Below are 26,414 nucleotides of genomic sequence, written 5' to 3'. Positions count from 1 at the left end.
AATCTTAATAAAAGGCTCATTCTTCCTTCATGGCACGGTCCGATACTGTCGGCAGTCAATCGAGCCACTCCGGACTCGGTTCTCCACCTGACGGAAAACTCCATGCACGCATCTACAACCCTGTTGACCTCGTTGGCACTGGCCTGCGGCCTGAGCCTGAACCCCCTGGCCGCCGCGGCAGCCGAACCAACGTCGGAAAATGTCTTCACCATCGGCGGCGGCGTCGCTGCCGTGTCCAGCTATTCCGGCTCCGACAAGCTGTCGGCCTCGCCGCTGATCATCCTCGACTACGCCATGTCCAATGGCCTGTTCATCAGCACCTCGCGCGGCATCGGCTACGGCGGCCAGGCGGGCGCCTTCAGCTACAGCGCCGCGCTGGGCTACCGCGGCAACCGCGAAGACCACAAGCGCAAGGGCGTCAACGGCTGGGGCGGCAGCGATTACCTGAAGGGCATGGGCGAAGTCAAGGGCAACGCCAGCGCCCTGCTGAGCGCAGGCTATTCGCCTATGCCGGGCCTGTCGCTGAGCGTCTCGAGCGACATTCCCCTGTCGAACCGCGAAAATGGCGCGAATGTGCATTTCGGCGCCACCGGCCAGGTCTACGGCCGCGCCGATGCCAAGGGCGTGCAGCAAGACAGCGTGAGCATCGGCGGCCAGCTGGGCTGGGGCGAGCGCAAGTACGTGCAGACCATGTATGGCGTGACGGCCACCCAGGCCGCCAATACCTCGTTCAAACAATACACGCCCAAGGGCGGCTTCTATGAAGCGCAGGCCACCGTCAACTGGGAGCACCGCTTCGATGCGCGCTGGAGCCTCAATACCCTGGTCGGCGTCGAACACCGCATGGGCGACGCGGCCAAGAGCCCCATCGTGCAACGCAAGACGGCGCCGATCGGTGCCGTGTATGTCACCTACCGCTACTAAAACGGGGCCGGCGTAAGGGAAACCCGTACGCCGTTTCGCCAATTTACAGGGGGCGGGGGCGTGGATAAGATGGCTTGGTTTTCCCACCACGGCCATTCCTTCCATGCATGCATCGCGCCCTGCCCCGCAACGTGACCGCGCCCCGAACAGCGCCGCGGATGCGTGCGGCATGCCGGGCCAGGATACCTTGCTGCTGCTCTTGCCCGTCAAGCGCGCCAGCGACATCGTCTATGGCGCGCGCTATGCCCGGCGCTTGCAGGAATGGGGCATCAAGGTGCGCGTCAGCCTGCTGCACGTGACACCGGCGCCGCCGCGCCAGGCCAATGGCGTGCCCCAGCACAGCGCCAGCGAAGGCCATGCGCTGGACCTCGCCACGCAACAGATGATGCACGAGGCGGGCCTGTACCTGAGCCGTACTCATATCGAATTCAACACCCACATTTTCGCCGGCGAGCTGCTGTTTACGATCCTCGATACGGCTGAACTGCTGGGCTGCCACGAAGTTGTCTTGCCGGCGCACAGGCACAGCAGCTGGCCGCGCCATTTTTCGGGCGGGCTGGCCGGCAAGCTGGCGCGTGGCAGCCGCAGCACCACCATCTTGCTGGCAAACCACGAGGGCGTCAGCAGCCCGGTACCCGTCTGAGCCGAAACGGCCTGGACGTTCTCTCTTTACATGGACATGCGCACGATGATGCCAACTATTACCCTGTCTGACGGCCTGATGGCGATGCCGCCCGGCATGCGCCGCTGGCGCGAAGTATTCAAGCTGCATTTGCGGGCCCGCGTGCAGCAACGCCCCACCCGCCTCTGGCTACAACTGCTGAACTCGCATCCGGCGTTTCAGGATCTGGTACAAGCCTATCCGCACATGATCCACAAGGTCTACCGCCCTTACCTGAGCCTGACCTTGAATTGCCAGCAGCGCGTGGAATTGCTGGCCGAGCACTACCGTTTCATCCTGCAGCAAGGCTGGGGCACGCTGATGGCGCAGGCGGCCCGCGGTCCCGTGCGCCTCGGCACGGTGCCGGGAAAATCGGGTGCGCCCTACCATTTGCAACTGTGTTCGCTGCACCCGATGGACCGCGAAGGCGAGATGGTGCTGCAACTGATGCATGAGGACAACGTGCTCTATTCGATCGCCTTCTCCTTCTTCGGCTGCCCGCTGCGCGCCACCCTGGGCATGCGCATCGGCTGCGTGCAAGGTCCGAAGGGCCAGGAAAGCGCACAGCGCGTGCGCGAAGCAACGCGCGACTTGCACGGCTTGCGCCCCAAGACCCTGATGGTGCGCCTGGTGCGCCAGCTGGGCCATGAACACGGCTGCCGCAAGATGATTCTTGTCGGTAACATCAACCGCGCCGTGCACCATTCCGCCAAGAAAGGCCGTCTGTTCGCCGACTACAATGCGCTATGGCAAGAACTGGGAGCGCAAGCCCGCCAGGATGGCGATTTTGAGTTGCCGTGCGAAAACCTGCCTTCGCCGGTCATGGAAGAGATTCCCTCGAAGAAGCGCTCGGAAGCGCGCAAACGCCACGAATTGACACTGGCCATGATCGCCAGCCTGCGTAGCGGCCTCGACGACCATCGCTGCCCCGTGCAGATCGCCTTGCCAGGCGCCGCGGCAACCTCCAGCGAGGTACGCCAATCGGCCATCGACGACGACGACTACGCCTCCGCTATCGCCTGAACGACCCTGGCCACCGCACGACGCCCCGCCCCCGCGTCCTTGCCCGCCATCACCCGCGCCTCTCCCTTCCGCTTCCCGCCCCACACGCTTAAACCCGTCCGCGGCACAATCCTGTTACGCTAGCACTATCGGCATGCATTACGGTGCGCCGGTTTCCCCAACGCTTACTAGGAGGCAAGTCATGCGCGTAGACATCTACCGCCGGGCCGAACACGACGGCATTTTTTCCTACCTCGCCGTGCCGGAAGGAAAGATCATTCCTGAAGAAGTGACCAATACCGACTGGCAACTCGAAGCACGCGCCAGCGAAGTGGCCGACGATGCCCAGATCTTGCCCGACTACCATATTGAACAGCCGCACCAGCAGATCGCCGCCAAGGGCTATGCGATCACGGGCCTGAAAGACATGTAAACGTAAAAAAGCCAAACCAGAATGTCTCCGGTTTGGCTTTGTCATTTGCGGCGCGGCCAGCGGTCAGTATTCGACCGCCACCTCTTGCGCACCGAGCACCTGCTCGAGCGCCGTCTGCAACTCGTCCGATGGCGCCACACGCCACGCATCGCCAAACTGCAGCACGCAGCTGACGCCCTGCGGGCTGACCTTGGCGGCGATCGGCAATCCATCCTCGGCCCGGTGCGGCATGATCACATCGCTGATGCGTTTCATGTCCAGCGTCGTGGGCAGGGTCAGGCCCAGCTGGCGGCCATACTGCACGCGCGCGGCGATGATGTCGAAGGCGCTCTCGGCCGTGATGCGCAAGCCGCCCGAGAAACGGTCTTCCGACACCTTGCCCACAACGGCCAGGAATTCATCTTCCTTGAAGATTTTCCGGTTGGAATCAAACAATTCGCCGTACACCGTCACTTCCACCGTGCCGCTCTTGTCGTCCAGGGTGACGATGAGGATCTTGCCCCGCTGCGTCATCTGCGTGCGCAAGCCCGTGATGACGCCGGCCATCATGCGCGGTTCGCGCGACGGCGACAGTTCCGACAATTTCGTGCGCGCAAAACGGCGCGCCTCGGGCGCATACGAATCGAACAGATGGCCGGACAGGTAGAAGCCCAGCGCGATCTTTTCTTCCGTCAGGCGCTGTTTATCGGTCCACACGGGCACCTTGACGTACTCGGGCGGCGCCACCATGTCGCTGTCGTCGCCGCCGAACAGACTCACCTGATTGGCCGCCTTGGCCGCCTGGTCGGCGCATTCCATGGCGAAGGCCACGGACGCGAGCAAGATGGCGCGGTCGACCTTCAGGCAATCGAAGGCGCCGCTGCGTATCAGCGATTCGATGGTGCGGCGGTTGATCTGTTTCTTGTCCACGCGTTTGCAGAAATCGAACAGGCTCGTAAACGGCCCGCCCGCCTCGCGCGCGGCGATGATGGCTTCGATGGCGTTCTGGCCCGAGCCCTTCACGGCGCCCAGGCCATAGCGGATCTGCGTGACCTTCTTGCCGCTGACTGACGGCGCTGCGCCGCTCGGCGTGAAGCGGTAATCGGATTCGTTGATATCCGGCGGCAACAAGGTCAGCTTGCAGATTTCCAGCGAGTCTTCCACCAGAATCTTGATCTTGTCCGTATCGTCCATGGCCAGCGACAAGTTGGCTGCCATGAAGGCGGCCGTGTGGTGCGCTTTCAGGTAGGCCGTGTGGTAGGACAGCAAGGCGTAGGCGGCGGCGTGCGATTTGTTGAAACCGTAGCCGGCGAACTTTTCCATCAAGTCGAAGATCTCGTCGGCCTTTTCCGCCGTCAAGCCGTCTTTTGCCGCACCGGCGCGGAAAATCTCGCGGTGCTCGGCCATCTCTTCGGCCTTCTTTTTACCCATGGCGCGGCGCAGCATGTCGGCGCCGCCCAGCGAGTAGCCGCCGACGATCTGCGCCATCTGCATCACCTGCTCCTGATACACCATGATGCCGTAGGTTTCGGACAGAATCGATTCCGTGCGCGGATCGGGATAGTCGAAGCGTTCGCCGTGCTTGCGCTTGCAGAAGTCGGGAATCAGGTCCATCGGGCCCGGACGGTACAGGGCCACGAGCGCGATAATGTCTTCGAAGCGGTCGGGGCGCGCATCTTTCAGCATGCCCTGCATGCCGCGCGACTCCAGCTGGAACACGGCCACGGTCTTGGCCTTGGTCAGCAGGTCGTAGGACGGCTTGTCGTTCAGCGGCAAGGTCGCCAGGTCGAAGTTCGCCTGCGCGGGATCGAGCTGCTTGATGTAGCGCACGGCGCGGTCGAGAATGGTGAGGGTCGTCAGACCCAGGAAGTCGAACTTCACGAGGCCGACGGCTTCCACGTCATCCTTGTCGTACTGCGACACGACGCCGGAATCGCCGCCCTGCGTGTACAGCGGGCAGAAATCCGTCAGCTTGCCCGGGGCGATCAAGACGCCCCCCGCGTGCATGCCGATATTGCGCGTGATGCCTTCGACTTGCTGCGCCAGGTCCAGCAGCTGCTTGACCTCTTCCTCGTTTTCCAGGCGCTCCTTGAGCAACGGCTCCTCTTCGATGGCGTCGGCGATCGACACGGGTTTGCCGGGCTTGAACGGGATCAGCTTGGAGATGCCGTCGCAGAAGTTGTAGCCGAAATCCATCACGCGGCCCACGTCGCGGATGGCGCCCTTGGCCGCCATGGTACCGAAGGTGGCGATCTGCGAGACGGCCTCCTTGCCATACAAATCCTTGACGTGCTGGATGACGCGGTCGCGCCCTTCCTGGCAAAAGTCAATATCGAAGTCGGGCATCGAGACGCGTTCGGGATTCAGGAAACGCTCGAACAGCAGGTTGTACTGCAGCGGGTCCAGGTCGGTAATGAGCAGCGAATACGCCACCAGCGAACCGGCGCCCGAACCGCGGCCCGGGCCGACGGGCACGCCGTTTTCCTTGGCCCACTGGATAAACTCGGCCACGATCAGGAAGTAGCCGGGGAACTTCATGTTGCAAATCGTGTCCGTCTCGAATTTCAAGCGCGACTCGTAGCGGGGGCGCTCCTTTTCGCGCCGCTCCGGGTCCGGATACAGCTGAATCAGGCGTTTTTCCAGGCCCGCCTGAGATTCGGCAACGAGGAACTGGTCGATCGTCATGCCCTCGGGCGTGGGGAAGTTCGGCAGTTGCGGCTTGCCCAGGGTCAAGGTCAGGTTGCAGCGCTTGGCGATTTCCACGGAATTGGCCAGCGCGGCCGGCAAGTCGGCAAACAGCTCGGCCATGTCGGCCTGCGACAGGAAGCGCTGGCTGTCGTTGAAACGTTTCACCCGCTTGGCGTTGGCCAGCATTTCGCCTTCGGCGATACAGGTGCGGGCTTCGTGGGCAATGAATTCTTCAGGGGAAATAAATTGCACGGGATGCGTGGCCACCACGGGCAAGCCCAGCTTGGCTGCCAGCGCTACCGCATGGCGCACCTGCGCCTCCTGGTTGGCCTGGCCGCCGCGCTGGATCTCGACATAGAAATGGCCGGGAAAAATCTCGGCCCAGCGCTGCGCATTGCGCTCGGCCAGGGCCAGGTTGCCATTTTCAATGGCGATGCCGACGTCGCCGAAATGCGCGCCGGACAGGGCGATCAAGCCATTGGCCGCGCTTTCGCCCGGGTACAGGTCGTAGGTATTCGTCGCCAGCGCCTGCAGCCACTCGATGCGCAGCTCGGCGCGCCCCTTGTACTGGTTGGTCAGCCAGGCCGTCGACAGCAATTCGCACAGTTGCAGATAGCCCATGCGGTTCTTTGCCAGCAACAGCAGCCGCGACGGCTTTTCGCGGTTGTCGTCATTCGTGATCCACACATCGACGCCGATGATGGGCTTGATGCCCTTGCCGCGCGCTTCCTTGTAGAACTTGACCATGCCAAACAGGTTGGACAGGTCGGTGACGGCCAGCGCCACCTGCTTGTCCTTCGCCGCCGCCTTGACCACGTCGTCGATGCGCACCAGGCCGTCGACGATCGAGTACTCCGAATGCACGCGCAAGTGGACAAATCCGGGACCTTGCGGGACGTGCTGCATCGCTTGCGGTGAACCTGCCGGAGCGCCGGCCTCTTGCATTACCATTTCCATCCTGTGTACCGTTTCCTGCAAAATTCAATGGGGTCTATTCTACCGCGTCGCGGCCAGGGACCGGCGATGTGGCGCCGGGTTGCAAGCAAGAAATTCCTGTCGCGCACGGTCCGCCGGCATGCGACCAGGCGGCATGGCGGGTATCCCGCCCGGCCCGCCGGGCTTATAATATCGGCTGTTCAGTCTAACCCGATCGCCATCATGCAAGCCATCACCCCAGCAACACCGTCCGTTTCCGCCGCCGCCAGCCCGCTGGCCGCCACGCCCGCCGTCACTTTTGTCAATATTGCAGCGTATAAATTCATTACGCTCGACGATACGGAAGCCATGCGCCCCTTGTATCAGGAGCAATGTCTGGCGCTGGGCTTGAAGGGAACGATCCTGCTGACGCCGGAAGGTATCAATATGTTCCTGTCGGGCACGCGCGAGCATATCGACGCCTTCCTCGCGTGGGTGCGCAGCGACGCCCGCCTGGCGGACCTGGAGTGGAAGGAAAGCTTGTCGAATGAGCAATCGCACAAGCGCATGCTGGTCAAGCTGAAAAAAGAAATCATCACCATGCGCATGCCGCTGATCAAGCCGGAACTGGGCCGCGCGCCGTCCGTCGATGCGCATACGCTCAAGCGCTGGCTGGACGCCGGCGTCGACGATGCGGGCAAACCCGTGGTCATGATGGAAACGCGCAACGCGTTCGAAGTGGACGTGGGCACGTTCAACAACACGCTGGATTACCGTATCGACAAGTTTACGGAATTCCCGGCCGTCGCCGCGGCGCACAAGGACGAGCTGGAAGGCAAGACCGTCGTCACCTTCTGCACGGGCGGCATCCGCTGCGAAAAGGCGGCCATCCACATGAAGGAAATCGGCTACGACAGCGTGTACCAGCTCGACGGCGGCATCCTCAAGTATTTTGAAGAAGTGGGCGGCGAGCACTACACGGGCGACTGCTTCGTGTTCGACTACCGCACGGCCCTGAACCCGAAACTGGAACCGACGGAAACCGTGCAATGTTTCGTCTGCCGCGCCGTCGTCACGCCGCGCCAGCAGCTGGCGCCGGAATACGTGTATGAAGTGTCATGCCCGCATTGCTACAGCAAGCACGTCGAATAAATTACAGGTAATTTACCCGACGCCCCCTAGAACCGGCTTACTCAGCCGGTTTTTTTGCCTTGGTCGTCACCCATTGGCGCGCCAACACAAGTAATCCGGAAAGTAATACGCCTCCCAGGAAGCTCATCATCAAAGCGGTCGAGAGTCTGGTCGACGGATGTTCCGGCAAGCTCGGTCCCGCAATGAAACGGCTTTTCTCAAGGTACACATTCATGGCACTTTGATTATCAATGGTGATTTGGTTGTAAACCTCCTTCACCAACTCATCATTCAAATCCTTGCTCTTGAAGACCCCTTCTTTGATCTCCTCCAGTGCGCGCAACACTGTTTCACCGGATTTATTGTTGTCGATTAAAACTTTGGCCTTATCGTAATATTCACGCATCAGCAAGTTCTGCTTTTTTTCGCGTTGAAATTTGATGATCGACTCATTCGCCGACAATGCTTCCAATTCTGTCGACATAAGATGGGTTACCGGCGACAAGTAGCGGGAATTCTCCTCCGTAATGGTGACCACTTGCCTGTTTCCTTGGTTTACCGCATCCGGATAATGGCTGACGATCTGCTTCAACGCGCCACCTTTACGCTGGTAACTTTCAAGCTTATCTTTAAGATCGATAATCTGATTATCCAGGCGAGTGATTCTTGTCGTAATTTCAGCATGCTTAAACCGCAAGGCATCGGAATAAATCAGATACACGATACTATCCATTGCATACCGCCCCAGAAACGCAACCATCGCCTGTGCATCGGCAGGATTACGTGCCTCAAAATTGATGCGCAAGCCAATCACGTTGTTGTCGCTATCTTTCGGCGGCTCCATCAATTCTTTAGCATCGATTTTGGTAAATGGATATACCGGCTCAATAATCTTTCCAATGCCATCACGCGAGAAGAACGCCTTGCGCAGCTCACTCAGTGCAGGATCGCCCTGCAGCTTGTTTTGCACTACAAAATCATTAAACCGGCTACCGGTGGTGTAGGCAGCAGCGTAACGTTTATAGTCCGCCAAGGAAATTCCATTCGCTGGCTCCTTGCTCTTGGCATCCATGTCGGTTTTGACAATCAATGGAATCGGGCCACCGAACTGCAAAAATCCATCGCTGCGGTATTTAGAGAAATACATCGTGCTCGATACGCCCAATATCATGATCAGCGCCGTGCCACCCACTAATGTCTTACGACCATTCCACAATATGGAAAATACTTCGCTCCATACGATAGGTTCATCGTTGCTATTTCTTTTCAATTCAGGCATATCATCTAATTTTTTCATAATTCTCTTCAAATATTTCATTAACCGCTACTAAGTCAATTGACCACCGACACGCACCTTTTCTTAAAGTCAACGTGCCAATGTAACCACCGGCTTGTAATCGCATGCAGTCCGGCTATATTGTACTGACCAAAGCAGGTCCTCAATACCGCACTGCGGTGCATATTCACGCACAATCCGCAACAACAAAGTACGTATTTGTTCATGGTCAAAATTATTACAAGCCTCGGTCATTTCGTTCAACATTGGCTCCAATTGTTGCCAAGGAATTTCCGACTCTTGCGCCCGCATAATCAGTGGATGTTCAGTCCCTTCCACATTCTCACCAATCAACAATTCCTCATACAGCTTTTCGCCCGGCCGCAAGCCCACATGGTGAATCTCAATCGTTCCGTCAGGGGTCGACTCGCTTTTCACTTCCAGTCCACTCAAGTGAACCATACGCTTGGCGAGATCAACAATCTTTACCGGATCACCCATGTCCAGCACAAATACATCTCCACCAGCCCCCATCGCTCCCGCTTGCAATACCAGTTGAGCCGCTTCAGGAATCGTCATGAAGTAACGGGTTATCTCCGGGTGCGTGATGGTAATGGGACCACCTGCCATAATTTGCTTGCGGAACAACGGCACGACAGATCCTGAAGAACCCAGCACATTTCCGAAACGCACCATGCAAAAACAGGTATGCGTTTGCTTGCGCGAAAATGCCTGCAAAATCAATTCGGCCATCCGTTTTGTCGATCCCATAACATTCGTCGGACGCACTGCCTTGTCGGTCGAAATCAATACAAAACGCTTCACGCCAGCCGATACCGCCGCCTGTGCCAGGCTCCATGTGCCAAGCGCATTATTGCGAATGCCGTCGATCGGATTATGTTCGACCAGTGGCACATGCTTGTAGGCCGCAGCATGATAAACCGTCTCGACATTGAAGCTGCGCAAAATCTTCTCGCACTTCTCCGTTTCCAGCACCGACCCCAAAAAGGGGAGCAATTCCACCTCAATGCGCAAGGACTTGCGCAAGGCTTGCAGTTCCTGCTCAATGGAGTACAGCGCAAATTCCGACATTTCCAGCAAGATCAGGCGCGCTGGCTGCTGGCGCAATATTTGACGGCACAGTTCCGATCCTATCGACCCCCCAGCGCCACTCACCATCACGGATTTTCCAATAATGCACATGGCCATCAATTCGTGGTCAGGCTCGACCGCATCCCGTCCCAGCAGATCCTCGATCTCGATTTCACGAATATCTTGTACCCTCGCAATACCACTCACCAGACTCTTGATTGGCGGCGTCACGAGTGTTTTGATCTTCAAGGGTTCCAACTGGTCCAGGATGCGACGTTGCTGCGCCTTGGACAGTGAGGGCATCGCAACCAGAATCTTGCTAATCTGTTTATCAACGATCAAATCCGGCAGCGCCTCTGGTGCATAAACACGAATACCGCCCAGAGTTGCTCCTTGCAATTCTTTCTTATCATCAATAAAAAACAGTGGGCGATATTCACCAGCACCGTTCAGAGCTTGGGCCAATTGATTTCCGGAACTTCCCGCACCGTAGATGGCAACCCGCACGCCACCGTCGGTTCTCGCTGTCCGCACAAAATAGGCACGCGCAAAGAATCGACTGGCCAACATGTACATGATGGCGTTCACCCAATAAATGCCGAACACGCCCCGCGACAAGCCATTGAGCCCGCTCACGAACGCCGCCAATGTCACCAGCACGGCCACAGAGAGGGTCACTCCTATCATAACCACATAGACAATCTTGTAGTCGATGAAACGGATGACGGCCCGGTATAAACCAAATCGGATAAAAATCGGAATGGCCACCAGTGGCGCTGCAATGATCAGCCACACATATGGCCGGAACAAGGCGAGGTTGAAGCCGTCAAAACGCAAAAAAATCGCCACGCAAAAAGTAAATGGCAGGAAAAACATATCCACCATCATCGCGACGATTTGTTTACGTAACCGCGAAAAACTTAATAACGGTTTCATTAATTATTACCCATCTAAATATAAACTATGGCGCGTTCACGGGCCAGAACGGCATCGCTAAAATTCACGCCAGCGCCGTCGTCGACACAGGCGCTGTACCAAATACGCTGCAAGCAGTTAACGCGATGCCTCGGCAAGTACCGCTCGTATCACTTCACCGACCGCCCGCATATACTCGGGCGCCAACGTAGGATGAACCAAGAACATCAGGCTCGTCTCCCCCAGCTCATGTGCCACTGGCGTGTGCACGGCACGCTTAGGCAAGCTCTCGAATGCTTTTTCAAGATGTATTTCACTGCAAGAACCGGAGAAGCAAGGTACACCTGCGGCATTGAGTTCAGCCATGAGACGGTCGCGACTCCAACCCGACGCAAGGCATTCCGGCTTTACGAACACATAATACTTATAGTAAGCATGGCCAATCTCGGGCGGCGGCAATGTCAGTCGCAGCGCGGGAATCGTGGAAAACACCTCGGTCAAGAAAGCGGCATGCTGTTTGCGCGTGATGATCCAGTCATTTAATTTGGCAAGTTGCAGGCGACCTATCGCCGACTGTACCTCTGTCAAACGCCAATTCGTCCCGAAGGTTTCTGTCAACCAGCGGAATCCTGGTGGGTGCTCGCGCCGGTAGACAGCATCGTAGCTTCGACCAATATCTTTGTAAGCCCAGGCCTTTTCCCATACAGCCTCGTCGTTGGTGGTCATCATCCCACCTTCGCCTCCGGTTGATATGATTTTGTCCTGGCAAAAAGAAAATGCCGCCGCATGACCGATCGACCCGACTTGACGTCCCTTGTAGGTGGCGCCATGCGCTTGTGCGCAGTCCTCGATCACCTTCAGATTAAATTCTTCGGCCAGGGCCATGATCGCGTCCATGTCGCATGGCCAGCCAGCCAGATGCACAACCAGAATGGCTCTGGTTTTCGGCGTGATTGCAGCACGAATCGCAGCAGGCGAAATATTTTGCGTGTCGCGGTCAACGTCGACGATAACAGGCACGGCACCGCGCATTACTGCACAGCTTGCCGAAGCGATATAAGTACGACTGGTGGTAATAACCTCATCACCGGAACCGATGTCCAGTGCATAAAGTGCAAGCTCCAGCGCTACGGTTCCATTGGCAACTGCAATGGCATGCTTGCTCCCGACATAGGCGGCATATTCACGCTCAAAAGCCCGGCCGGTATCGCCAGTCCAATAGTTAACTTTCCCTGATCGCAATATATCCGTGACGACAGCAATTTCGTCTTCCGGATAAACAGGCCATGCAGCAGGAGGAGGTAATGTAGATTTCATCTTATGATCCATGATGCCAGCCAGGCTGGCGAGTTTTAATCACTTTGGCGGGAACGCCAACAACGGTAACGTCAGATGCGACGTCATGTATAACAACGGTTCCGGCGCCGATAATCGACCAGGGACCTATACTTTTCCCCTGGATAATGGCGCTACCGATTCCCAAATCGCAACCTTCACCAACTTGCACTGCGCCAGAAATATTGACTGACGGTGCAACAGTGACGTAGTCATGAATGTGTGCATCATGAAAAATCGCAGCACCAACATTCACGATAACATGCTTGCCAATCACAATATCCGTAGTCAAGCGCGCGCCTGCACAAATAATGGCACCATCGCCGATCGCTACGCGATTTCCGATCCAAGCCTGCGGATGCACCAGTTTATGAAATTTTACGTCGCAGCTTTGTTCAATGCGCGCAACGATTTTTTGTCTTGCGATCGTATTGCCAATCGCAATGACAACATGTACATCGATATCACTGTGCTGCTCCAGCCATTCCAGTCCACCCAGTACGGGAAATCCATGCACATCGCATCCATGGTTCTCCCGCTTTTCGTCTAGAAAACCAAGAAAGTTGAACTCAGGTGCCACTGCATTGATATCCTCGACAATCTGATGCGCCTCGCGTCCCATGCCGCCAATTCCAAAAATCACCAGGTTCTTATACATTAGCTTTTTTCCTTGATACCACCTTGAAAGCGTGGCATCGTCTCCACTCCTTCAGCGCTAATGCCTTCTTTAACCAGCACTTTCTTTACTGTAAGAAACAATATTTTCATATCTAAAAGAAATGACTGATGATCTACATACCAGACATCCAGTTCAAATTTTCGTTCCCAGCTAATAGCATTACGTCCATTTACCTGCGCCCAGCCTGTGATACCTGGCCGTACCAGATGCCGACGAGCCTGCTCTGAGGAATAGAGTGGCAAATATTCCATCAATAATGGCCTTGGTCCTACCAGACTTACATCTCCTTTCAATACGTTGAACAATTGAGGCAGCTCATCGAGACTGCTACGACGCAGAAACTGGCCAAAACGCGTCAAACGTATCTCATCAGGCAACAATTCACCAATTGCATTTTTTTCATCCGTCATGCTACGAAATTTATAGACGGTAAACGGCTGTCCATGCAACCCAGGACGTATTTGCGAGAACAAGACAGGGCTGCCAAGAAATAGGCGGACCAGCAATGCCAGTACGATGATCAGAGGCGACAGCACAATGATCGCGAACAAGGCCGCCATGAAATCAAAGGTTCTTTTCAACATATGCATCACTACTTTCCAGCATTTTTTTTGGAAAACAAAACATGCTCAAAAACCTTGATGAAGGCGGCCACACCAACACTCAAGGAAAGCTTGTTCTTATAGAACTGAGCAGCCTTCTGTCCCATCGTTTCGCGCTCGGGCAACGGCAACCGGGCCAGTTGCAATACGCCTTGCGCAATCGACTCAGGGTCCTCTGGTATCGCCACGACACCGGCTTCCGCTTCACGCAACAAGTCAGCAGCGTCACCCCGCACTGCCATGATAATTGGCCGCCCAACAGCAAGATAAGCTTGTGTCTTGGATGGAATCGTGATGGAGAACAAAGGATCATCCTTCAGGTGCACCAGCAAGGCATCTGCACGGGCCAATACTTCGCCAACCTCGTTCATCGGCATGCGAGGCACAAAACGCAAGTTCGGCAAGTTATACCGCGCGCATAACGCCTTCAGGTTTTCCACCTCAACCCCGCCACCAACCAGTACAAATTGCACACGGCTCTCTTCCGCCGCCACCAGCTGCGCAGCAGCGATGACCGCCTCCAACGCCTGTGCCTTTCCCATATTCCCCGCGAATACCACATTAAAGCGGCCATTCATAAAGGACAGGTCAGCAACCCCGCCCACTGGCGCTTGCAACCCAGTCTCATCACACCAATTGTAGATGAGCGACATTTTCTTCTCGGGCACCCCACGCTCGGCCAACAGACTCCGAAAGCCCGGCGACAACACAACAATATGGCTGGCTCGGCGATAAATCCAGTTACACACAGCCCCCGCGACACTCAATATGCGGGGATTGCCGATCATGCCCGTCGCCTTCAGGGTGTCTGGCCACAGATCCTGGATATCATAGACAAAAGGTGTACGCCGGAACCAGCCGATCAAGGCGCCGGCGACACCCACCGTCATTGGCGGATGATAAACGTAGATGATATCCGCCTTGCGCGCCATGAAAATCCCGTACAGGCTGGACGACAAAGCAAAGCTAAAGTAATTCAACAGACGTTTCAAGGCAGAGCTATCATGGCTAGCATACAGCGGTACGCGTGCTATCCGCACACCGCCGATGCTTTCGCGATGGCACCACGACTGACGATAACCGGCATAGATCTTTCCCTCAGGATAATTGGGGAAACCAGTAACGACCTCGACTTCATGTCCGAGTTCCTGCAATTTTTGGGCAAATAAAAGCCCCTTGAAGGTTGGCTCTGGATCAAACCACTGGGTTAACAAAAGAATACGCAAGGGGTTCCTTTTCCGTGAACGGGCTTATGCCTTCTTCCACACCACGCGATTAACGTAGTCGGTATAGCTATGAATAATGCGCAGCACTTTTTCCGATACGTTTGGCATGCTGTAATCGGCAATCTGGCGCAAATTGCGCTGCGCGCCACGAGATTGCGTTTCCAGAATCGCCAATGCCTGCAAGATACGCTCGCCATCCAGGCCGGTCATCATCACCGACGCTTCTTCCATGCCTTCGGGACGTTCATGAGCCTCACGAATATTGAGCGCAGGGAAGTTCAGGATCGAAGACTCTTCGGTAATAGTGCCGCTATCAGACAATACAGCACGCGCACGTGCCTGCAGATGGACATAGTCCTTGAAGCCCAGCGGCTTGAGCAAGCGCACCAGCGGATGAAAGACAAAACCCTTGGCATCAATGCGCTTTTGCGTGCGCGGATGCGTCGATACAATGACAGGCAACTGATAGGTTTCCGCCACCAGATTCAGTGCCTGCATCAGCTTGAGAAAATTGACATCCGAATCGATATTTTCCTCACGATGTGCGCTGACCACAAAATACTGTCCCTCCTCCAGGTCGAGGCGTGCCAACGCGTTCGAGGCATCGATGCCCGGCATATAATGGTGCAGGACCTCAAACATCGGGCTGCCAGTCTTGATGATGCGGTCGGGCGGCAAACCTTCGCGTAACAGGTACTCGCGTGCGATATCGCTATAGGTCATATTGATATCGGCAGTATGGTCGACAATCTTGCGATTCGTCTCTTCTGGTACCCGCTGATCGAAACAGCGATTACCCGCCTCCATATGAAAAATAGGGATCTTGCGACGCTTGGCAGGAATCGCAGCCAGACAACTATTCGTATCTCCTAAGATCAACACGGCATCCGGTCGTTCCTGCTCCAGCACCGCGTCCACCGCGATGATGACTTTTCCGATGGTTTCTGCCGCGTTGCTTCCTGCAGCATTCAAAAAATGATCGGGCTTGCGCACTTCCAGATCCTGGAAAAAAATCTCATTCAGCTCGTAATCATAATTCTGTCCGGTATGGGCGATCACATGATCGCAATGCCGATCCAGTACGGCCATGACACGCGACAAGCGAATGATTTCCGGACGTGTGCCAACCACTGTCATTACTTTTAATTTTTTCATCTTTAAACCTTGTACGTGATAGTGTCTGGATGTGCCCGGTCAAATATCTCATTCGCCCACAGCATCACGATCATTTCCTCCTCACCGATATTGGTAATATCGTGCGACCATCCAGGAATGGTTTCCACAACTTGCGGAGTCTCGCCGTCCGTGAGCAGCGTGTAGGTTTCGCCAGTATCGATCTGACGGAATCCAAACCGTGCACGTCCTTTTATGACAAGAAATTTTTCTGTCTTGGTATGGTGATAATGTCCACCACGGGTAATCCCGGGATGTGCCGTGAAGTAGGAAAATTGCCCAGCATCGCGGGTTTTGAGCATCTCGACGAATACGCCGCGCGGATCCGCATGGCGGACCAAAGGATATGCAAACTGCTCCGGGGTGAAATAACTGATATAGGTGGAATACAAGGCGCGTATCAGACCTGTTCCCACAGCCTCGATGACCATGGACGTACGGCTGTCACGAAACGCCTGCAGCTGTTGAGCAAGTGCACCCACAGTAATTGCATAGACAGGCGCGACCTCGCGCTCCCCGGCCGCTGGCTGAGTATCGAGTACGCGCAAAAAGTCAGTAATCACATCATCGACATACACCAGCTGCAACGGCACGGCCGGGTCATTGATCTGAATCGGCAAACCATGCGCAATATTGTACGAAAATGTCGCGACAGCAGAATTGTAATTAGGGCGGCACCATTTACCGAACACATTCGGCAAGCGATATATATAGGTTCGCGCCAAGCCCTCAGACGACAGCGTCCGCAACGCATCTTCCGCGCTACGCTTGCTGACGCCATACGGATTGTCGCGGCTGGCCTGGGAAGACGAAGTATACAGGACAGGGACACCACGTCCATCAGCGCGTACGATTTCGCAAAGGCGCTGCGTCAGGTCGGCATTTCCCTCGACAAACTCGGCTTCATTTTGTGGCCGATTTACGCCAGCCAAGTGAAAAATGAAGTCGGCCTCGGCCACCTTCTCTGCCAAGGAAGACAGCACTTCCCCACGTACGAAAGTGAGGACATCAATGTCGCCGCGCTCGCGCAAGCGGATCAACAAATTCTTGCCGATAAACCCATTTGCGCCAGTAACAAGTACTTTCATGGCATCAGCTTTCTGCAACAGCATTTTCGCCGCGGACAATACTCTTGATGAATTCCAGTTTCATCAGGAGTGCCTGCATGCCCTTCACGTCAAGGCGGTGCGTATTGTGCGAGTTATAGTCCTCTGCGGTCGAAATCTTCTGCTCGCCGTGCTCGACAAATTTTCCGTAATTCAAATCCCTTAAATCAGGGGGAACACGGAAATAATCTCCCCGATCCTCCGCCGCAGCCATTTCTTCACGGCTGAGTAAAGTTTCGTAAAGCTTCTCTCCATGGCGCGTGCCGATGATATCCACCTGATGGCCAGCTTTGTCCAGCAATCCCAACAATGCTTGCACGAGTGTATCAACTGTGGCAGCTGGCGCCTTTTGCACAAAAATGTCACCATTGCTGCCATGCTCGAAAGCGTACAGCACCAAATCAACGGCATCTTCCAGAGTCATCATAAAACGCGTCATCGCCGGGTCAGTAATCGTGAGCGCGGCCCCAGCCCGTATTTGATCGACAAACAACGGAATAACGGAACCGCGCGATGCCATCACATTGCCGTAGCGGGTACCGCAAATGACCGTCTTGGCATCATCCACATTGCGAGACTTGGCTACCATGACCTTTTCCATCATGGCTTTGGAGATGCCCATGGCATTAATCGGGTAGGCAGCCTTGTCCGTGCTGAGACAGACTACGCGGCGTACGCCATTCTGAATTGCCGCCTCCAGCAAGTTTTCAGTTCCGATGATATTGGTCTTGACAGCTTCCATTGGATGAAATTCACACGATGGAACCTGCTTTAATGCCGCAGCATGAAAAATAAAATCAACCCCACGCGTGGCATTGAGAACACTGGAATAGTCACGCACATCGCCAATATAAAATTTCAGCTTCGGATGATTGTACTTCTTACGCATGTCATCTTGCTTCTTTTCATCTCGGCTGAAAATCCGTATCTCACCGATAGATGTATCCAAAAAACGCTTCAACACAGCGTTTCCGAATGAACCCGTTCCGCCAGTAATCAACAAAACCTTGTCTTTAAACATAATATTTTTCTCTATAAATAATTAACATGACACGTCAGGTACGGTTGCGCATACGCGCCACATATATCACCGACACCCATAAAATAATCGCAATCACTGGCTGGAAAAAATTCCCACTTGCAAAAAGCATATTCAGCATGGACATGAGGAAAATCAGCACTGTCGCTTTTCGATCTACATCAGCGCTCATCAACGTGTCGAAGTAATAAGTTGCTTTATAAATCAACGTGATGAAATAAATCAACAAGGCACTAAACAAAGGCAATCCTGCAATTGAAATTATATCAAAATATGCATTATGCATCATTGGCAAATCGGGATAACCGAGAGAGCCGGAACCACCAAATACACCCATGCCCCAGAACAGCCTGTTCAAGCCATAAAAATCGAAGACAATACCTGGCAATTCAATGATGCGATCAAATGCACTTTGCAAGAGGGATACGTCGGATTGAACGTCCTCACCAGCGGCACCTAGCGAACTCTTAAATCCTACTTCAGCAATATCATATAGTCCTGTGCTCCACAAAACAACTGCACCAATAACTAATACAATCACGCCAATCTTAAACAGCTGCTTAAAGGAAACTTTTTCAATTATCGCAATACCTACCGCTGCGATGAAAATATTTGCAATCGCAGCTTTCTGCAGAGAAATAAAGCCGCCAGAAACAATTATGGCTATCAGCAATATTCTTTTCCATCCTTGGAAATAAAAATAGCTCGATATTATGGCCATCCCACAAATTACTCCGTACACGGTCAGGCTTCCTGCGAGTGATGCATATCGAGAAAAACCAGCTCGCTCACTTGACTCAGCAAACCAGTCAATGGGACCGAAGATAAATTGAAAATATAATGACAGGGCGCACAATGCCATGAACTGACTAAAAATCATCCAAAATACATCGACTTTATCGCTCCGGACAACCATTAATGCACTCAAAAATGCCATAATCAAGCTTGAGAAACGGAATATACCGAGTGCAGCACCACCATAATCATCATTGTAAATAACGGACAATAACAAAACATAAAAGAATACACAGCAAAGTATCGCAATAGCAATAACATCACTCTTTGTCAACTTATAGCTCACATAAAACCAGGCACAAGTCGCAAAAAAAATAATGCCCTGAATTGCAACATATGCACTATTTACGTTTCTCAATAAATGAAGGAAAAATGACCATATGAGCAACGATATCAATACATTATAGACTTTAGTCATACCATCCCGCCCCAACACTAGCCTGCGTCAGGCGATCCTCACGCGACCTGACTCCGGCGAGATAATTGCATAGCAACACATAACGATATGCTCGTGAAAAATAGAAATTTCTTTTTGCATCTGTTTTTTGCAAAAATAACTCAACGGCACGACAAAGATATCGATTAAACAGAATCGAGAAAAGGGTTCTTGCCAATACAGTCGAAATTCCTTTTACAGAATAGATCGTCTCGATCATCCTCAGTTTTCGATGCGAATGCACGATTTCTGGTGCCAAGCATGAGAGCATGTACATTCCATCACGTGCCGTGCAAAATATTTTTCGTTTATATTTGACAATATCACCATCATATTCGTGATGATCAATACAAAACCTTCCCATCCTGATCTTCATCCCGGCCTTGAGTATACGCCATGGAAATTCGTGATCCTCGCAACCGTAACCGATAAAACGCTCATCATAAAACAAACCTGCCTGTATCAAATCTCTCTTTTTTGCCACCATATTCATGGAAACAAAACTCCACTGATCCAGCTCCCGAAATGGCCGAGATGAAAAAGTAGGATGCTTTGAATCCCGATAACGATAATAATTACTGCCTCCTACCAGACTGGCAGGGAATCGAATTTCGCCACACAATATGACGCCTGGATTGTTACCCACATCAAGAAAAACATTCTTCAAGTAGTCAGCTTGCGGAACACAGTCATCATCAAGAAAAATCAACAAATCATGACGAGCCTCGCGGATGCCGACATTTCTTTTTTGGGCAACAATATTTTCACATTGCAAATGACGGATATTCAAACACGGATGAACTTCCTGGGCGCGCATGATGATTTCTTCAATTTGTCCGCCACTATGGCTGTCACATACCAAGACTTCAGCCTCTACGCCGGACGGTATCTGTTCAGCCAGACTGGAAAACATCAGTTCTATCTGTTTTTCACGTTTCCAGTAAGGAATAATTATTGATATATTCATTTTCCTTGCTAATTCCTAATTTTTATAACTGCGTATGCGTAATGCCATACAGATGCCCACTACCAGTTCTACCGCCAGCAATGTCACAGCGCCACCCGTTTCTTTGAGATAGTATGCCGCCGGCGCCACAATTACCAAACTCACTGCTGCTCCAGAAAAAATCGATCCCAGATAACCTTTCATATCGCCGCGAGGAATCATGAACAACAATCCCATCACCGAATTTATCAGAATAAAAAGTGGTGCAAAGGCAAGCACTTTTAATGCCGGGATAGCAGCCAAATACTTCACTCCAAATGCTTTTTCAATGAGAATTTCCGATATAAAAAATAAAACCAAAGAAATCACAAGCAGCATCAATGCCATCCACTTTAATATCTTTGTCGCCAGCGCTCGAGACACCTCCGGCTTATCAATATATAAGGCGTTCACTTTGGGGAAATATGCTTGCAAAATGGGAGAAAATAATCCACACACCGCCTGCTTGACGGTATTTGCGACATTCAAGTAGCCGACCGATTCCGGTCCGGCAACAAATCCGACTACTACCGGCGTCATCAGCGTATACATACTGGTTAACAGTGTCGATGAAAATACCTGGACACCTTCCAAAAATGATTTCCGGATTTCCAGAAATGAAAATTTCACCCAAAACACAAGACGTTCATGATATATCGTCAAGATCGCAAATATTCCGGCCAGTACATTAGGAACAGCCAGCAAGAACATCGCCATATTGATGTCGCCTTCGCCGTTCACCAAGAAATAAAATGATATCAATACGCATGCACGTGACAAGATGGAAAAAGCGGTAATCGAACCCATCTTTTCCAGCCCTTGAAATAACCAAATAGGGTATATTACTGTGCCAATTACCGCTATAAAATTTATAAAAAGCAACTCTTTGATTGCACTGTAAGCATCAAATACCACAATCAAAAACAGCATCACAAATAATGAAATGACACTTAGTATTGCTTTCGCCCACATGGTGCGAAAAAAGACATCCGAAATAATACGCTTGTCTTTTCCCGCTATTGAAATACTTTTTGTCGCGCTATAATTAAAACCAAAGTCGGTCAACAAGATCAAAAACTGCATTGTAGCCAAAGAAAAACTAAGAATACCGAATTTCAATGGCCCCAACGTATGCATCAAAAATGGGAAAACCAAAAGCGGCATCAAATAATTAACGCCCTGATTCCCCATAAGGTATACAACATTCAACTTCTGTCGGGAAATCACATCCAATCCCCGTAAAAAAAAGAAATCATTAATTTTATTTTTCTAAATGCAAAGCCGAATCATCAACACTAGAAAATCACTCTATTTATAATGACTTAGTGTTGCGTAATATATTACGGGCTCTTGATGAATTTGCGACACGAAACTCGTAATTGCCTTTGGGTATAAACCATTGCCGCTTTAGTGCATCCCATACCTGCAAACGCTCCCGCGCAATTGTCAACTCCACAGTTCGTTGCTGGCCGCTCTGCAAATGCACCTTCTCCCACCCTACCAGACGCTGCGGCGGTTCACCATCGAAGGGGATGGATGCATAAATTTGCATGACTTCAGCGCCGCTGCGACTGCCAGTATTTTTCAGACTAAAGCTGATCTTCACGTCACCATTCTGAGCTAATTCAGTTTTCAGATCCGTATAATCAAAGCTGGTGTATGACAATCCGTAACCAAATTCGAACAATGGTTCAATCTTGTGATGATCGTACCATCGATACCCCATCATCAGCCCTTCGTTATATCTGACACTTAAATTGCTTGATGAAATATTTTTCTGAGGTAAATCTTGTTCCATCTTGGGGAAAGAAATAGGTAACTTCCCCGAGGGGTTAACATCACCAAACAAGATATCAGCGATAGACTCGCCTCCGCTATCTCCTGGATACCACGAAGCCAGCACCGCAGAAACGCTATTCAGCCATGGCATAGTCACTGCGGTACCGTTTTCCAGTACGACCACAGTACGAGGATTCTTTTTCGCCACAGCCTCGATCAATGCGCGTTGATCGTAAGATTGATTGGCGGGATCGGTATGCTGGTCAGGCAACGCCAACGAAACCAGATCCCGCCCTTCGCCGCTGAACTGTGAAGCAAAAATAATTGCCACGTCAGCAGTCGCCGCGGCATCCGAGGCCGCACGACTATCATTGCCATCAAAATAACGAACTTGAGCAAGCCCAGCCTTGGCCTTGATTGCCTGCAATGGAGATGAGGACGAATATGGAGCACACTCCGAAAACATTTTTTCAGGCAATAAGCAGGCCACAGGATTGTTCACTGAGGCAAAAGGACCACCGGAGCCACCTCCTGCCATTACGCCAACAGAAGCGTGCGCACCGATGACGACGATAGATTTGACAGCCTTGCTATCAAGCGGAAGAAGTCTTTTGGCCTCACCATTTCCGCCTTGATTTTTTAACAAAACAATAGAAGCGTCGGCCACTTTTTTGGCGACTGTACGTCCATCGGCGCGATTTATGATGCCACCAGGAACGGGTGGAGAGTCCATAATGCCGACCTGAAACAGCGTTCGCAGCTTCCGTGTCACCATATTATCCAGCCTGCTCATGGAGACGAGGTCAGCAGTAATTGCAGATTTCAGTTTCTGATTAAAGTACGTAGGCTCTCCACCAGCGCCTACAGCATCATCCAGCGAGCCTGGTTGCTCTTCATCCAATCCAGCGTTAGCCGCCCTCACGGTATCACTGACAGCGAAACTCCAGTCGGACTGCACGTATCCCTTGAATCCCCATTCATTTTTCAACACGGAATTCAGGAGATAAGAATTTTCACATGCCTTGACTCCATTGACATAGTTATAAGCACACATGACATTACCAGGCTGCCCATCCTTGATCGCTATTTCAAATCCGAGCAGGTATAGTTGCCGCATAGTCCGCTCATCGACCACCGAGTCCGAAGTAAACCGGTTTGTTTCCTGGTTATTCAATGCAAAATGCTTGACCGTAGCGATAACCTTCTGCTGCTGCGTACCTAGCGTGCGCTGAGCCAAAAGATACCCAGCCAGTACGGGATCCTCGCCCAAATATTCAAAAGTACGACCGTTCCTTGGCTCCCGGATCAAGTTAATGCCGCCCCCAAGCCCCTCAGCGAAGCCCAACGTCCGTAACTCTCGCCCGATTAAAGCGCCGTACTCAAATGCCATCTCCCGATCCCAGCTGGCAGCGAGGGCCAATGTCGATGGCATCACCGTCGCATTCACATTGGCAACCCGGACGCTGGTCGATGAATCCGCCATGTTGATATCTGGAATACCAAGGCGCTTGATACCAGGAATATAGCCCGCTCCATTCAACGGCGAGGCGCCGGGCCCGACCCCATGGACCAATTGGATTTTCTCTTCCAGCGTCATTTTCTGTACCAGAGCGGTAGCCCGAGCATCAGGGCTCCCTTCCGCCACGCGAGGAACTTCAGCATTATTGTTGCCACACCCCAGGAGAAAGGTAGCAATAAAAAAAACGGCTGACGAAGAAAAACCCGAGGACTGCATTGTTGTTTAACCCTTTTCTATTATTAGTATTGGCAATACACGTGAAAACTCAATCTCACGCGATGTCCTCCGATGACGGCATTTCAAGTACTCGTTGCTCTTTCGAATTTCAATAAAAAATAGCTTCAGAGCGGGAATAAATAGCAGGTCTCGAAGCGGGTAACGGAAGCAACATGAGGAACATAAGGGCGTGCAAATCATTGAAACGTCGCTGCTCACCCTTGACAAAAACCTCAGAATTGAAGGGCTTGACATTTTATACGAAAATACAAACTCCGACCACAAGCGCTTTACATTATTGCATCATTTTCAAAGAGGCAAGAAAAACACATAAACAATAAAAACTTAAAAATAGAATCTCAATAATATCAATAAAATACTGAAATATAATGACAGGAATTATTGATAAAAGTTATCATAAATGAAATTGTTGAGGTGCAAGTCATACTACACGCATAATATCATGCAGGATAAACATGATTAGCACACGTAAAGATAAATCTTACAATTGGATATATTTGTTACAAAGTGGGTTGGCGCCAGCGCAAACAATCCATGCAGAAAATGCAGGACTCAGGTGGCGCATAGGCAGAAAGCTGAAAGTGGCTGGAACACCATTCAAACCGGCTGCGCGTCGCGGTTTGCGGCCAGCGACGCTCACTGTCTCGACGGCTCAGTACATTCGCACAGCTGCGCTTCTCTGCTACAGCTCACTGCGCTTACCACGGTGCTATTAGGCGCTGCAAATCGATTTGGCAGGAAAATATAGCAAAGCCACTCTTTCCTGCCACTACCCACATAAAATGAGGACAAAAAGGAACTCAATGGAATAGCCGTATGGAAATACGGCTCCAAAAGATATCAGCTCTTCAACAATCCACCCAGCAAGGCCGCCACTTTCTGCTTCGGCTTGGCCACGACTGGCGCCATGCTGGCCGCCGCCGGGGCTGCCGCTTTGGCAGGCTCATATGGCTTCAGGAACCAGGGATCGGTCTTTTCGCGACGGGCGCCGGGACCAAAGGCTGGACGCGTGCCGCGCTCGGCGGAACGGCTGTCGCGGCTGTCGCCCGCATGGCGGCTCTCGGGAGCGCGTGCAGGACGCGCCTCGCCACCTTCGCTGCGGCGCGGCGGACGGCGCTCGCTGTCGCTGCTGCGGGCGGGTGCCGGATTGAAGCCGGCGAGTTCACCGCGCTTGATGCTTTGCTTGATGAGTTTTTCGATATCGGCCAACAAGCGCTCGTCTTTATCCGAATAGATCGAAATGGCGTCGCCCGAAGCGCCCGCGCGGCCCGTACGGCCGATGCGGTGCACATAGTCTTCCGCGTTGTACGGCAAGTCGAAGTTGATGACGCAAGGCAAGTCGGAAATATCGAGGCCGCGCGCCGCCACGTCGGTGGCCACCAGCACGTCGATCTCGCCCTTCTTGAACGCTTCCAGCGCCGCCATGCGTTCCTGCTGGCTCTTGTCGCCATGAATCGCCGTAGCGCTCATGCCTTCCTGTTCCAGCACGCGGGCCAGGCGCGAAGCGCCGATCTTGGTGTTGGAGAACACGATGACCTGCTTCAGGTCGCGCTGGCGCAGCAGATGGGCAACCAGTGCATGCTTCTGGTCTTCCGGCACCTTGTAGACCACCTGCGTGACCTTGTCGGCCGTCTGGTTGCTGCGCGCCACTTCGATCGTCAGCGGATCGTTGAGGAAGGTCGCAGCCAGCTTCTTGATTTCTGGCGAGAACGTGGCCGAGAACATCAGGTTCTGGCGTTGCTTCGGCAGCAAGTTGATGATGCGCTGCAAGTCCGGCAGGAAACCCATGTCCAGCATGCGGTCCGCTTCATCCATGACCAGCATCTGCACCTGGCTCAGGCTGATGTTCTTTTGCTCGATATGGTCGAGCAAGCGGCCAGGCGTGGCGATAACGATTTCCACGCCGCCGCGCAGGATGACGGTTTGCGGCTTCATGTCCATGCCGCCGAAGACGACGGTCGAGCGCAGCGGCGTGTGCTTGGCGTAGGCCTTGACGTTTTCGGCCACCTGCACCGCCAGTTCACGGGTCGGCGTCAGGATCAGCGCGCGCACCGGGTGGCGCGCTGGCGACATGCTGCTGCTGGCATGCGCCAGCAACAACTGGATGATCGGCAAGGAAAAACCCGCCGTCTTGCCCGTACCCGTTTGCGCGGCGCCCATCACATCGCGGCCTTGCAGCACGACGGGAATCGCTTGTTCCTGGATCGGTGTCGGGTGGGTGTAGCCTTGCTCGGTCAGGGCGCGCTGGATTTCAGGCGCGAGGCCGAAGTCGGCAAAAGTCAGGGCGGGAGCAGCGGATGCGGCAGGTGCAGGGGCGGCGGCAGGCGCCGCTTCAGGGGTAATCGCCGGGCTGGGCGTAGGAGTCGATTCGGTTTCAGACATAAATTTTCTGGTGTGCCTCCGCACTGCGGAAGCCATGCTTTCTCAATAAACAACATTTCGGGGCACAGGCAGCTCCGTCTTGCAAGCCATGGATCATCGTTCTTG

20 protein-coding genes are annotated in these 26,414 nt (G+C 53.2%); 5 read left to right on the top strand and 15 right to left on the bottom strand.

Annotated elements, in window-relative coordinates:
- Nucleotides 1–102: 102 nt before the first annotated feature.
- The 4 genes from GCN75_RS04650 (at nucleotide 103) to GCN75_RS04635 (ending at nucleotide 3,020) form a co-directional block, all read left to right on the top strand.
- Nucleotides 103–924: a MipA/OmpV family protein gene (locus GCN75_RS04650; RefSeq protein ID WP_193317379.1), complete on the top strand. Its 822-nt coding sequence runs from the start codon at nucleotides 103–105 to the stop codon at nucleotides 922–924.
- 103 nt (nucleotides 925–1,027) lie between these two features.
- Nucleotides 1,028–1,567, top strand: a complete 540-nt coding sequence (locus tag GCN75_RS04645) for a universal stress protein (RefSeq protein WP_152281574.1) — start codon at nucleotides 1,028–1,030, stop codon at nucleotides 1,565–1,567.
- Between the two features lie 45 nt (nucleotides 1,568–1,612).
- A complete protein-coding gene (locus GCN75_RS04640; RefSeq protein WP_193317378.1) occupies nucleotides 1,613–2,608 on the top strand; it encodes a VirK/YbjX family protein in 996 nt (331 codons plus the stop codon).
- Nucleotides 2,609–2,789: 181 nt separating this feature from the next.
- On the top strand, nucleotides 2,790–3,020 hold the full coding sequence (locus GCN75_RS04635; RefSeq protein WP_152281572.1) for a DUF6139 family protein: 231 nt from the start codon (nucleotides 2,790–2,792) through the stop codon (nucleotides 3,018–3,020).
- 63 nt (nucleotides 3,021–3,083) lie between these two features.
- Here the strand turns inward: GCN75_RS04635 and dnaE are convergent, their stop codons facing one another.
- Complete coding sequence (gene dnaE / locus GCN75_RS04630; RefSeq protein ID WP_405002778.1) at nucleotides 3,084–6,632, bottom strand: DNA polymerase III subunit alpha; 3,549 nt, start codon at nucleotides 6,630–6,632, stop codon at nucleotides 3,084–3,086.
- A gap of 213 nt (nucleotides 6,633–6,845) precedes the next feature.
- Between dnaE and GCN75_RS04625 the strand changes: the two genes are divergently transcribed.
- Nucleotides 6,846–7,754, top strand: a complete 909-nt coding sequence (locus GCN75_RS04625) for a sulfurtransferase (protein WP_226941103.1) — start codon at nucleotides 6,846–6,848, stop codon at nucleotides 7,752–7,754.
- 37 nt (nucleotides 7,755–7,791) lie between these two features.
- On the opposite strand, the gene GCN75_RS04620 is transcribed toward GCN75_RS04625, so the two are convergent.
- The 14 genes from GCN75_RS04620 to GCN75_RS04555 all read right to left on the bottom strand — a co-directional run bounded on the left by GCN75_RS04620 (nucleotide 7,792) and on the right by GCN75_RS04555 (nucleotide 26,309).
- Nucleotides 7,792–9,030, bottom strand: a complete 1,239-nt coding sequence (locus tag GCN75_RS04620) for a lipopolysaccharide biosynthesis protein (protein WP_152281571.1) — start codon at nucleotides 9,028–9,030, stop codon at nucleotides 7,792–7,794.
- Between the two features lie 69 nt (nucleotides 9,031–9,099).
- Complete coding sequence (locus tag GCN75_RS04615; RefSeq protein ID WP_152281570.1) at nucleotides 9,100–11,037, bottom strand: polysaccharide biosynthesis protein; 1,938 nt, start codon at nucleotides 11,035–11,037, stop codon at nucleotides 9,100–9,102.
- Between the two features lie 117 nt (nucleotides 11,038–11,154).
- On the bottom strand, nucleotides 11,155–12,333 hold the full coding sequence (locus tag GCN75_RS04610; RefSeq protein WP_152281569.1) for a DegT/DnrJ/EryC1/StrS family aminotransferase: 1,179 nt from the start codon (nucleotides 12,331–12,333) through the stop codon (nucleotides 11,155–11,157).
- Nucleotide 12,334: 1 nt separating this feature from the next.
- The gene (locus tag GCN75_RS04605) at nucleotides 12,335–13,009 is read right to left on the bottom strand and encodes an acetyltransferase (protein ID WP_151096885.1); all 675 of its coding nucleotides are present in this window, start codon (nucleotides 13,007–13,009) and stop codon (nucleotides 12,335–12,337) included.
- On the bottom strand, nucleotides 13,009–13,614 hold the full coding sequence (locus GCN75_RS04600) for a sugar transferase (RefSeq protein WP_152281703.1): 606 nt from the start codon (nucleotides 13,612–13,614) through the stop codon (nucleotides 13,009–13,011). Before GCN75_RS04600 ends, GCN75_RS04605 begins: the two co-directional genes overlap by 1 nt.
- 8 nt (nucleotides 13,615–13,622) lie before the next feature.
- Entirely contained in the window at nucleotides 13,623–14,858 is a 1,236-nt protein-coding gene (locus GCN75_RS04595; RefSeq protein ID WP_152281568.1) for a glycosyltransferase family 4 protein, read from the bottom strand.
- Between the two features lie 24 nt (nucleotides 14,859–14,882).
- Nucleotides 14,883–16,013 carry a non-hydrolyzing UDP-N-acetylglucosamine 2-epimerase gene (gene wecB, locus GCN75_RS04590; RefSeq protein WP_099378153.1) on the bottom strand — a complete coding sequence of 377 codons (1,131 nt, stop codon included), beginning with the start codon at nucleotides 16,011–16,013 and terminating at the stop codon, nucleotides 14,883–14,885.
- A gap of 2 nt (nucleotides 16,014–16,015) precedes the next feature.
- A complete protein-coding gene (gene wbjC, locus GCN75_RS04585) occupies nucleotides 16,016–17,143 on the bottom strand; it encodes a UDP-2-acetamido-2,6-beta-L-arabino-hexul-4-ose reductase (RefSeq protein WP_226941102.1) in 1,128 nt (375 codons plus the stop codon).
- A complete protein-coding gene (locus GCN75_RS04580) occupies nucleotides 17,124–18,158 on the bottom strand; it encodes a polysaccharide biosynthesis protein (protein WP_151096887.1) in 1,035 nt (344 codons plus the stop codon). Before GCN75_RS04580 ends, wbjC begins: the two co-directional genes overlap by 20 nt.
- A gap of 34 nt (nucleotides 18,159–18,192) precedes the next feature.
- On the bottom strand, nucleotides 18,193–19,389 hold the full coding sequence (locus GCN75_RS04575; protein ID WP_151096888.1) for a hypothetical protein: 1,197 nt from the start codon (nucleotides 19,387–19,389) through the stop codon (nucleotides 18,193–18,195).
- Nucleotides 19,382–20,374: a glycosyltransferase gene (locus GCN75_RS04570; RefSeq protein ID WP_152281567.1), complete on the bottom strand. Its 993-nt coding sequence runs from the start codon at nucleotides 20,372–20,374 to the stop codon at nucleotides 19,382–19,384. The genes GCN75_RS04575 and GCN75_RS04570 overlap by 8 nt, the downstream gene beginning before the upstream one ends.
- A gap of 15 nt (nucleotides 20,375–20,389) precedes the next feature.
- Nucleotides 20,390–21,619: an oligosaccharide flippase family protein gene (locus GCN75_RS04565; protein WP_152281566.1), complete on the bottom strand. Its 1,230-nt coding sequence runs from the start codon at nucleotides 21,617–21,619 to the stop codon at nucleotides 20,390–20,392.
- A gap of 85 nt (nucleotides 21,620–21,704) precedes the next feature.
- Nucleotides 21,705–23,768: a beta-glucosidase family protein gene (locus GCN75_RS04560; protein ID WP_193317377.1), complete on the bottom strand. Its 2,064-nt coding sequence runs from the start codon at nucleotides 23,766–23,768 to the stop codon at nucleotides 21,705–21,707.
- Between the two features lie 999 nt (nucleotides 23,769–24,767).
- Entirely contained in the window at nucleotides 24,768–26,309 is a 1,542-nt protein-coding gene (locus GCN75_RS04555) for a DEAD/DEAH box helicase (protein ID WP_152281564.1), read from the bottom strand.
- Between the last annotated feature and the right edge of the window lie 105 nt (nucleotides 26,310–26,414).

The sequence above is a fragment of the Janthinobacterium violaceinigrum genome, assembly GCF_009208555.1.
Taxonomy (GTDB): domain Bacteria; phylum Pseudomonadota; class Gammaproteobacteria; order Burkholderiales; family Burkholderiaceae_D; genus Janthinobacterium; species Janthinobacterium violaceinigrum.
The sequence above is the reverse complement of the archived record's forward strand: the minus strand, read 5'-3'. Positions and strand labels throughout refer to the sequence as shown.

Coding starts and splice junctions, on each gene's coding strand:
- GCN75_RS04645 (WP_152281574.1), top strand. CDS start 1,028: ATGCATGCATCGCGCCCTGCCCCGCAACGTGACCGCGCCCCGAACAGC.
- GCN75_RS04575 (WP_151096888.1), bottom strand. CDS start 19,389: ATGACTAAAGTCTATAATGTATTGATATCGTTGCTCATATGGTCATTT.
- GCN75_RS04580 (WP_151096887.1), bottom strand. CDS start 18,158: ATGTTTAAAGACAAGGTTTTGTTGATTACTGGCGGAACGGGTTCATTC.
- GCN75_RS04600 (WP_152281703.1), bottom strand. CDS start 13,614: ATGTTGAAAAGAACCTTTGATTTCATGGCGGCCTTGTTCGCGATCATT.
- GCN75_RS04615 (WP_152281570.1), bottom strand. CDS start 11,037: ATGAAACCGTTATTAAGTTTTTCGCGGTTACGTAAACAAATCGTCGCG.
- wbjC (WP_226941102.1), bottom strand. CDS start 17,143: ATGCTGTTGCAGAAAGCTGATGCCATGAAAGTACTTGTTACTGGCGCA.
- GCN75_RS04640 (WP_193317378.1), top strand. CDS start 1,613: ATGATGCCAACTATTACCCTGTCTGACGGCCTGATGGCGATGCCGCCC.
- GCN75_RS04555 (WP_152281564.1), bottom strand. CDS start 26,309: ATGTCTGAAACCGAATCGACTCCTACGCCCAGCCCGGCGATTACCCCT.
- dnaE (WP_405002778.1), bottom strand. CDS start 6,632: ATGCAAGAGGCCGGCGCTCCGGCAGGTTCACCGCAAGCGATGCAGCAC.
- GCN75_RS04650 (WP_193317379.1), top strand. CDS start 103: ATGCACGCATCTACAACCCTGTTGACCTCGTTGGCACTGGCCTGCGGC.
- GCN75_RS04620 (WP_152281571.1), bottom strand. CDS start 9,030: ATGAAAAAATTAGATGATATGCCTGAATTGAAAAGAAATAGCAACGAT.
- GCN75_RS04625 (WP_226941103.1), top strand. CDS start 6,846: ATGCAAGCCATCACCCCAGCAACACCGTCCGTTTCCGCCGCCGCCAGC.
- wecB (WP_099378153.1), bottom strand. CDS start 16,013: ATGAAAAAATTAAAAGTAATGACAGTGGTTGGCACACGTCCGGAAATC.
- GCN75_RS04605 (WP_151096885.1), bottom strand. CDS start 13,009: ATGTATAAGAACCTGGTGATTTTTGGAATTGGCGGCATGGGACGCGAG.
- GCN75_RS04570 (WP_152281567.1), bottom strand. CDS start 20,374: ATGAATATATCAATAATTATTCCTTACTGGAAACGTGAAAAACAGATA.
- GCN75_RS04635 (WP_152281572.1), top strand. CDS start 2,790: ATGCGCGTAGACATCTACCGCCGGGCCGAACACGACGGCATTTTTTCC.
- GCN75_RS04560 (WP_193317377.1), bottom strand. CDS start 23,768: ATGACGCTGGAAGAGAAAATCCAATTGGTCCATGGGGTCGGGCCCGGC.
- GCN75_RS04610 (WP_152281569.1), bottom strand. CDS start 12,333: ATGAAATCTACATTACCTCCTCCTGCTGCATGGCCTGTTTATCCGGAA.